General features: G+C 42.0%; 7 protein-coding genes. 4 read left to right on the top strand and 3 right to left on the bottom strand.

Annotation, left to right across the window (positions count from 1 at the left end):
* From V6C93_RS16170 to V6C93_RS16155, 4 genes are all read left to right on the top strand, one after another.
* Positions 1-814 (top strand): asparagine synthase C-terminal domain-containing protein (locus tag V6C93_RS16170; protein ID WP_333477696.1); only part of this gene is annotated, 814 nt, incomplete at its 5' end.
* 281 nt (positions 815-1095) lie between these two features.
* On the top strand, positions 1096-3027 hold the full coding sequence (asnB, locus tag V6C93_RS16165) for an asparagine synthase (glutamine-hydrolyzing) (protein WP_333477695.1): 1932 nt from the start codon (positions 1096-1098) through the stop codon (positions 3025-3027).
* 111 nt (positions 3028-3138) lie between these two features.
* Positions 3139-4119 (top strand): fatty acid desaturase, encoded by a 981-nt coding sequence (locus V6C93_RS16160; protein ID WP_333477694.1) that lies wholly within the window; start codon positions 3139-3141, stop codon positions 4117-4119.
* A gap of 13 nt (positions 4120-4132) precedes the next feature.
* Positions 4133-5083 carry a class I SAM-dependent methyltransferase gene (locus tag V6C93_RS16155; RefSeq protein WP_333477693.1) on the top strand — a complete coding sequence of 317 codons (951 nt, stop codon included), beginning with the start codon at positions 4133-4135 and terminating at the stop codon, positions 5081-5083.
* A 355-nt stretch (positions 5084-5438) separates the two neighbouring features.
* Here the strand turns inward: V6C93_RS16155 and V6C93_RS16150 are convergent, their stop codons facing one another.
* The 3 genes from V6C93_RS16150 to V6C93_RS16140 all read right to left on the bottom strand — a co-directional run.
* The gene (locus tag V6C93_RS16150) at positions 5439-7265 is read right to left on the bottom strand and encodes a glycosyltransferase family 39 protein (protein ID WP_333477692.1); all 1827 of its coding nucleotides are present in this window, start codon (positions 7263-7265) and stop codon (positions 5439-5441) included.
* A 41-nt stretch (positions 7266-7306) separates the two neighbouring features.
* Entirely contained in the window at positions 7307-8236 is a 930-nt protein-coding gene (locus V6C93_RS16145) for a class I SAM-dependent methyltransferase (RefSeq protein ID WP_333477691.1), read from the bottom strand.
* Between the two features lie 90 nt (positions 8237-8326).
* A partial coding sequence (locus V6C93_RS16140; RefSeq protein WP_333477690.1) for a class I SAM-dependent methyltransferase occupies positions 8327-8835 on the bottom strand: 509 nt, incomplete at its 5' end.

The raw sequence follows: 8835 nt of genomic DNA, 5'->3' as shown, positions 1-8835 counted from the left end.
TAAGTATGAAACGGTTTACCAGCCGGCTCAGCACAAAGTGAGTTGGTGGCAACGTCTTCTGTCTAGAGGTAAAGCCACTTTGCCGGGATTGAGTGGAGAAGACTTGGAGATTCAGCGTCGGGCTCAGGCTGGTCAGGAACTCTTCTGGGGTGGGGCAGTTTGCTGGTGGGGAGAGATGCGCCGCCAACTCACGCCAGATTCCGCACCGTTTCGGCAGACTGTTGAATGTCCAGTGGAGGGATTATTGCCCCAAAGTCACCAGCTTATCGATAGCCATTCAGTGGTCAGCCATTACCTGGGTGGCTTGAAGGGTCACTTGGTGGAACCAGAGGTGCTGCAAAAGATTCCCTACATGGAAATGAAGCTGCGTTTGCCAGAACATTTACTGATGCGGGTGGATAAACTGACAATGGCTCATGCGATCGAAGCCAGGGTGCCCTTTCTCGATCATGAAGTCGTGGAATTTGCCACCCGAATGCCTCCCAAATACAAGTTACAGGATGGGGTCGGTAAGTTAGTTCTCAAAAAGGCTGTTGCTCCTTACCTTGACAATGATATGATCTACCGGAAAAAACAAGGTTTTGGTGCGCCGATGGAGGAGTGGTTTAAGGAGGGAGATTTTGGTCAGCGGTGTCTGGCTGCTTTTGAGCGATCGCAGATTAAAAAAGAAGGATTTTTAGATAATCAATATTTTACGGACTTGGTCAAACACCAGATGCACAAAGGTGGCGGCTACAGCTTTCACCTGTGGACGGTGTTAAATGCTGTACTTTGGTACGAGTCATGGGTTGTGGGAAATAAAAATTGTTTTTAGCCCACGTCTCAAGCCGCAGGAATGTATTCGGGGGCTTGACGGAAACAGGGAAAAGTGAAAAGGCAAAAAAATAAAGGATACTCATGCTTTCTTTTCTTTCTATATAGCCATTTATTTCGTAGCTTGTGCCAAGCTATTTTGTATGACCAAGACAATAGCGGAAGGAACGAACGTTCAATAAATGGTTATGGTCAAGACTGCATGGAGTTAGAGTTATAACAGCGTCTCCTGATACTGCTAGAATCTTCCCAAAGCCTTGTCCCAATTCAGAGCAATTTATTATGTGCGGTATTTGTGGTGTGATATTCGCCGAGCATGATAGACCAGTGGACGCTAAGCTCATCGAAAGCATGTCTGCTACCATAGTGCATCGTGGCCCTGATGAGCAGGGCATTCATGTGGACGGTAACGTTGGCTTAGGTTCGCGGCGGCTATCGATTATTGACTTGGAAGGTGGGCGACAGCCCATTCACAATGAGGATAAGACAATCTGGGTTGTCTTCAATGGCGAACTCTACAACTATCCAGAACTGACTCACTCACTGTCGCGACGCGGACATCACTTTTACACCCATACTGATACGGAAATCATTGTCCATGCTTATGAAGAGTTTGGTGATGAGTTTCTACAGCACCTAAATGGGATGTTTGCTCTGGCGTTGTGGGATAGCCGACGTCAGCGATTGGTGTTGGCTCGCGATCGCATGGGCATTAAACCTTTATATTACGCGCTGCATGATGGTGCACTGATCTTCGGTTCTGAACTGAAAACGATTCTGACCTATCCGGGTATACCCCGCACAGTCGATCTAGTAGCGCTCAACGAGTATCTGAGTTTTGAATACGTTCCTACACCGCGAAGCATTTTTCAAGGCATATCCAAGCTACCACCGGGACACGCGCTGTCCTTTTCGGAGGGGCGGATGCGGATTTGGCAGTACTGGGACGTTAATCTCGCTCGTAGTGAGAATATTCAACCTAAGCGGTTGGTTGAGTATGAAAACGAACTCCTAGAAATTCTCAGAGAAGTTGTACGCAAGGAGATGGTTAGCGACGTACCCGTTGGCGTTTTGCTCAGCGGTGGAATTGATTCCAGTGCTGTGGCGGCACTTATGACAGAGATAGCACCACAACGGGTCAAGAGCTTTTCAATTCGATTTGACGATGTATCTTTCGACGAATCTAACTATGCTCACCAGGTGGCTCAGCACTTGGGCACTGAACACCATGAACTAACGTTGACCCCTAAGATGGCACTGGATTTAGTGCCACAGGCTGCCAAGTTTCTCGACGAGCCGTTAGGTGACTCATCTCTCATACCAACCTTTCTGCTCTCACAGTTCACTCGCCATCATGTCAAGGTAGCTTTGGGGGGTGATGGTGGGGATGAACTTTTTGCAGGCTATTCTACGCTTCAGGCTCACCGGTTGGTGGAGTATTACGAAATGCTTCTGCCAAGCGTTGTACGCCATAGTTTAGTGCCCTGGGTTGTGGACAGAATGCCTGTTTCGTTTGATAACATCAGCTTGGATTTTAAAATCAGACGTTTTATTGCAGGTCGGGGTTTACCATTGGTGATTCGCCATCACCAATGGTTGGGTTCTTTTACGTCAGCTCAGAAGCAGCAACTGTTACAACCTTGGACTCAGTTACGAGAAAAAGATACCTATCAAGTAGCCTTTGACTATCAACGCCACTCTCAAGCCAAGGAAGCCCTAAATCAGCTTTTGTATAGCGATATGAAGTTGTATCTAGAGGGAGACATTTTGCCCAAGGTAGACCGAGCTAGTATGGCTAACTCGCTGGAAGTGCGCGTACCGTTGCTCAATCATACGCTCGTAGAATACGTGTCTGGTTTACCTCATAGTCTGAAGTTGCGCGGTCTGACAACCAAATACATCTTAAAGAGGGTAATGCGAGGCCGTTTACCCGATGCCATTCTACAGCGAGGCAAGAAAGGGTTTAACATGCCAGTGGCGAAGTGGTTGGCTGGCTCCTTACGCCCTCTACTCGAAGATATGCTTGCTAAGGAGCGGTTGGAACGCGAAAGTTTCTTTAATCCCGACTATGTACAACTATTACTACAAGAACACATGATGGGTCAAAAAGACCATCGTAAGTTGTTATGGACTCTGTTGATGTTTGAACTCTGGTATGAACAGTGGGGTTTGAGTAGTAAGAGCGAATTGTTGGGTACTGTCACGCTGAGATAGAACTACTAAGTAGTCGCTCATGAAATGCATACACCAATATCGTGGATTTAAAATCTGCGGTAAAATAAAAAATTAAATTGAAAGTAAATATCAATCTGAAATAAAATCATTATGAGCAGTTCCAAGCTAAAACTACTGGAAGAACTAGATCGAGATATGCTAGTTAACAGTTTTGGAGTCCAATATAGAGACTTCAGAAGGCTACTCACTCCAAAATTCCATTTAGTTTGGTTACATTTATTGGCTGGGTATATATGCCTTGTATTGATATCTACATTGGCTATATTAATGGATATATATTTACCAAGTTATCTACCTGTCAATATAATCGTCTGTGGCTCGCTTTTTGGTTATAGTATCGCCTACATACAGCTTTTTTTACATGAAGCAGCTCACTATAACATTGCCAAAGATCGGGAAGTGAATGATAAATTAGCCAATATTTTTATTGGCCTGATGGTAGGTCAAAATATTAAGGTATATCGTTCAATTCATTTTGCACATCATAAAAACCTTGGAACACCAGCAGATACAGAAACTACTTATTTTGAAGCCCTTAATTTAAAATTTATTCTAGAGTCTATTACGGGAATTAAAGTTTTAAAGGTTTTATCTGTTAGGAAAAAATTTAGGCAATCAAAGCAAGCTCCTTCTGATACATCTAAGCAAAGCTCTATCAGTACACAGCTAGTTCTTGGAGCTGCCCTCAATTGTTTAATTTTAGTGGTCTCAGCAGTTTTAGGATTCTGGTCTTTGGCAGGTGCGTGGCTAGCTGGAGTATTGATTTTCTTTCCATTTTTCTGCGCTATTCGGCAGGTCTTGGAACACCGAGATGAATCTGCTAGAACAGAAATTGACTACCACACTACACATCATGGTCAGGTCAATAGAATGTTTGGTGAAGGACTTCTTGCAAGCACCCTTGGTGGCGCAGGCTTCAACCGACATATGCTTCACCATTGGGAACCACAAGTCTCGTATACTCGCTTCAAAGAGCTGGAAGATTTTTTAATGGATACTGAAGCGGCAGACATAATTCAAAACAACCGTACTAGCTATTTGAGAACTTTTGTATCTTTATTTAGCATTTAGTTGCAGAATTAATATGACAAAAGAAGGAAATCTAGCTTGTAACTCACTCAAATTGCATTGTCTTGCTTGTGGATGTGAGCAAACAGAATTCTGGGCAGAGGGTCAAGATAGAGAATATAAAACCATTGATGATACTTTTACTTTCTATCACTGTTTGGAGTGTGATGCCTTGTTTATCCATCCAGTTCCACGAGAGCGTCTATTAGAAATTTATCCTTCTAATTACTACTCGTTTACCCCAACAAAAAAATCATTGGTACATCAAGTCAAGAATTGGTTGGATGGAAAAATTTATAGAAAAATATTTAAGAATTTAACTGGTAATAATTTGAAAGTTCTAGACGTTGGTGGTGGAGAAGGATGGGAACTTACTCTTATCAAAGAAATTGATGAACGAGTTACTTTTACCCAAGTTGTTGATATTGATACTGGTGCTGCTGAATTAGCTCGAAAAAACGGTCATCAATATTTTTGCGGAAGGATTGAAGATTTTGGTACTGCCGACAAATTTGATTTAATATTGTTGCTTAATCTTATTGAACATGTCGAAAACCCTTACGAAGTTCTGAAGAAAATTTATAATCTCCTTTCTCAACAAGGAGTAATTTTAGTTAAAACTCCAAACTATGAGAGTTGGGACGCTAAAATATTTCGCCACCTAAACTGGGGCGGCTATCACTGTCCGCGTCACTGGGTATTGTTTACTAAAAATAGTTTCGAGCAAGTTGCAGAAAGAGCCGGTTTAAAAATTCAACAAGCGATTTACACACAAGGAGCGCCCTTTTGGGCTAGCAGTGTGTTATTTTGGCTGGAAAGGCACAGTTTGGTCTCAATTACACGAGAAAAGCCAGTTGTCTATCACCCTTTGTTTCTTCCCCTCAGTGCAATCTTTGCCGTAATAGATTTTGTCCGTGGTCTATTTTCTAAAACATCACAAATGTTCTTTATCCTAGAACGTAACTAACAAAAATAGGTCGTAATTTCTATAGCCCTTCTCGATTGGATGAGGTACACTCTGACCTCTCTGGAAAACCTCTCTCCTACAAGGAGAAAGGCTTTGATTCTTACTCCCCTTCCCTGGTAGGGAAGGGGTAGGGGGTTAGGTTATTCTGATGTACCTCACGCAACTGAGAACTGCTATATCTAGATATAAATTAATTCGTGATCAAGATTAAAATTTTTATTGCTCCTTTTTCGCGTTCTCCCGCGTTGCTGGATAATTTGCTGAATGAAGATATGAATCATAAGGAACTGGAACGCTCTAGAATCTAAAGATGTTGTCAACCCACATAGATAATTTTTGCTGAAAAAATTCCTCACTACATCGCAACAATATCCAGCTTTCTTACTTCAAAGCGGGATTGTCCATTTGCGGATCGCGAATTCATTAACACTAACCACATAGATTGTAGGTCTTTGACGGGGACAGTCAAAAAGTCAACATGATCCCCCGGCGTATTTAAATTTGTAGTTCCAATAAAGTGGCTTTGATTTGGCGAAAGCAATCCTACAGCCATCCCGCTACCATCTTCTACATGAACATCATAATTAATAAGAATACTAGAGAACCCGGAAGTATTTATACGAGTCATGAGTTGATAATTGAACTGTCCTTGGCTTGTTTTCACATGTAGGTGACCAGCTGAATCAGTCTCAAAGGAAACATCATCTACTGCTTTTGTCCAAGTCAAGTTGCTTAAGGTTGCGATAGGTTTTGTGCGATCTTGAGCAAACGCCAAACGCGTTTGATTGGCTAATACTGTGTTTTTCGCCTCTTCGCTCAGTACCAGCATATTTCTGGTTGTGTAGCTTCCAATAACGGTTAGTACTAGTACTACTAGACCTAAAGAAACGGCTCTTTTCCTCAATAGTGGCGAGAGCGACACGAACCCGCTATATAAAAGATTGAGCTCGATCGCGCCAGCAAAAATATAACTCAGAGGTACGTACCTTATATAACGAGGCTCATAATAGACCAGACCAAGGCTAGCTAGTGCATAAACTAAAGGAAGAGAAATAAGATAAGCTGTAGAAAACTTTTTTTGAAAAATTAGTGGTACTAGAGACAGACAAAGAACAAAAAAACCATATTTAGTAAAGTATGTATGAAGTCCCTCAAAATATCCAACTGTAGCTCTGTACAATTGGTGGTCAAATGGAATTTTTGAAATCCGGTAAAGAATAACTCTCAAAACATATATAGGATGTTGCCGCCAAGCATTGTAGTAGGCCGTCCTCCAATAATTGCTTGATTCCGCAGAGTGCCAGCTAATAATACCTTGTTTTGTAAGTAGTTCCCTAGCCTTGGCATCGTTGACAAAATACCCATAGTCATTGGGCAATTGTCCAAGTCCGCCCCACAGGGCATAGCTTCCTGAATTAGACGTGAAAAGCCACTGTCCGTGGTTAATTTTATTATAAGCTCCCCATAGGAATATAGGGATAAAAAACCCAATTATAGTCATCGTCACTGCCTGAATCCTTTGGTCATTAGGAGCAGTAAATATAGTCCAAAGTAGGAGTGGACAAAGGAAGAGAATCAAATCAGGGCGAATCAAAGCCATGAGAGCAACAATCAAGCCAGCTGCTACCCAGAGAATTTTCTGACGCCGACTACTTGCAAAGACCATTAAGGCAAGTAACCAAGCCATCATAGCAGGAGAGAGGGATTCAGCAAGTAGCATGACACTTCCAAATGCCCACAAGGGTGCAACAATGTAAATGCCAGCAGCGCATAGTGAGAAAATAGGCCGAACGCCAAGCCGATTCAAAACATAAAAAATTGGAAAAACGGTCAAGCAATCAATAGCTGCTTGTATTAGGCGAATCGTCTGAAGGTTATTAATTCCGAACAGTTTCCAGATAGCAATAAATATAGAGTACCCTGGGGGGTATGAGGTAGTTGAAAAAGGTCGTAGATGCAGGATATCATCTGCCCCCTGTACATATTGCGGTGTTATACCACCGAAATAATGGATAAATGCCCAATCAATATAAGATTCCGACAGTCCTCCATTAAGTAGAAAAAACTGATATCGAACCCAAAGTCCTAGAGGCAACAAAGCTAATAAAAGAAGTAGCGTTAGCGTTGAGATTGATAAGATTTTTCCTCGTTTATTCAACCATAGATATTTTAGCTTTTTCATTAGTTCATGGCTTTATTGATTAAAGTCTGTATTCAGGATTTTTAAGCGTTTTTACTAGCTCGACTTATTACTTGTAGCCCAGCATTTTGGAAGCCTGGTAATCGGACAGCCCAATCATCAAACTGGGTTACGAGCCGCGTCAAACTGCGAATACCAGGAACGAAACGCAGCAAACGGTTGAAAACTAAAACATCGCTGTTCATAAACAAACAGAAACCCAGAAAGCCATAACTACGCCACTGGCTAAGACAAAAACCAACATCCAGAAGAAGGGGTACTGTTTCCGAATATAAGAGAGGTCGTTCTGTTTCGTGATCGAGAGCAGGAGAAAGACGGTAAATAATCGCCCGAAGCCAACGCCAGAGTATGAAGTCGCTTAAAGGTTCCCTAAATACAAAGTAACCACCAGGTTTGAGGATTCTAAAGATTTCTGAAAACAGCTTTTGGCGATCGCGCACATGATGGATACCACCTAGCATGAACACACTATCGAAGGCTTCGCTCTGTAGGGGTAATTGTGTTGCATCTCCCTGAACGAAGAGAAGATTTTCATTCGGTAGAGTGATCTGAGCATTTTCCAACATGGATAGAGATATGTCTACTCCAACCCCTCGCTCAATACGTTCTTTTAGAAGGATAAAGGCTTCGCCCCGTCCGCAACAAATTTCTGCGACGGTTCCCAAATGAGTATCCCCAGTAGCTGACAAGAGCGCCAAGTCAAGATAGTTCATATACTCTTGGGTGTGGGGATAGCTAAGATTCTGTAAATAGGCTTTAGCGACTGCTTCATAATGCTGCTGCTGTATGCGTGCATCTGGTGAACAAACCTGCTCTCCGAACAGAGGAATATCTGAGGCACTGATTCCATAACAGTACTGGCCTGATAGGTTTACTATCTTACCCTCTTTTAGCTGTAGAGGTTCTCCAGATTGGGGACAGCGCAATAAGGAGAGAAAGTTGGATAGAGACATAAGGAGATAACTTTCAAAAACTACTTTATTCTCAGACTTACTAGATCCATGTAAGTACTAAGTATTGAACAACTTGAATTTTGTTGGAACTTAAGCCCCTGTGTTTGGCTTATCCAGCAGTGCCAATATAGAAACGCCGAAAGGAGGTGACAAGGTTGGAGCTGACATGACATCAAACTTAAAAATGGCCTTGAATAAATTATTTAAAAAGTCGTTATTAATTGAATTTTCATTTTTTACACCAAGTTTTAATAACTTAATAACAGTCCTAGCAGTCAAAATCGGCAAAAACAAAATATAATTAAAGTAAAATATAGTTATACAATTAAACCCTACTTTTTTGGCTTTTTCTAGAAGTTCTTTCTTTAAATACCTTCTTTTGTGGTGAGAAACCTCATCCTGTGTCCCCCAAAGCATTTTGAAGGCAGGAACTGTCACAATGGCTCGACCCTCAGAAGCAAGAACGCGGCGAATTTCTGATAATGCGGCTAAATCATTATCGATATGTTCGATTACATCAGTAGCAAGGACAAGTTGAAACGTACCATCCGGAAAAGGCAAATTGCCAATATCCCCCAAATTTACATCCTTAAACCCTT

Origin of the sequence: Allocoleopsis sp., assembly GCF_036703385.1 — a bacterium.
Taxonomy (GTDB): domain Bacteria; phylum Cyanobacteriota; class Cyanobacteriia; order Cyanobacteriales; family Coleofasciculaceae; genus Allocoleopsis.
The sequence above is the reverse complement of the archived record's forward strand: the minus strand, read 5'-3'. Positions and strand labels throughout refer to the sequence as shown.

Excerpts from the sequence above, each read along its gene's own strand:
- asnB (WP_333477695.1), top strand. The coding sequence starts at position 1,096 with ATGTGCGGTATTTGTGGTGTGATATTCGCCGAGCATGATAGACCAGTG.
- V6C93_RS16160 (WP_333477694.1), top strand. The coding sequence starts at position 3,139 with ATGAGCAGTTCCAAGCTAAAACTACTGGAAGAACTAGATCGAGATATG.
- V6C93_RS16155 (WP_333477693.1), top strand. The coding sequence starts at position 4,133 with ATGACAAAAGAAGGAAATCTAGCTTGTAACTCACTCAAATTGCATTGT.
- V6C93_RS16150 (WP_333477692.1), bottom strand. The coding sequence starts at position 7,265 with ATGAAAAAGCTAAAATATCTATGGTTGAATAAACGAGGAAAAATCTTA.
- V6C93_RS16145 (WP_333477691.1), bottom strand. The coding sequence starts at position 8,236 with ATGTCTCTATCCAACTTTCTCTCCTTATTGCGCTGTCCCCAATCTGGA.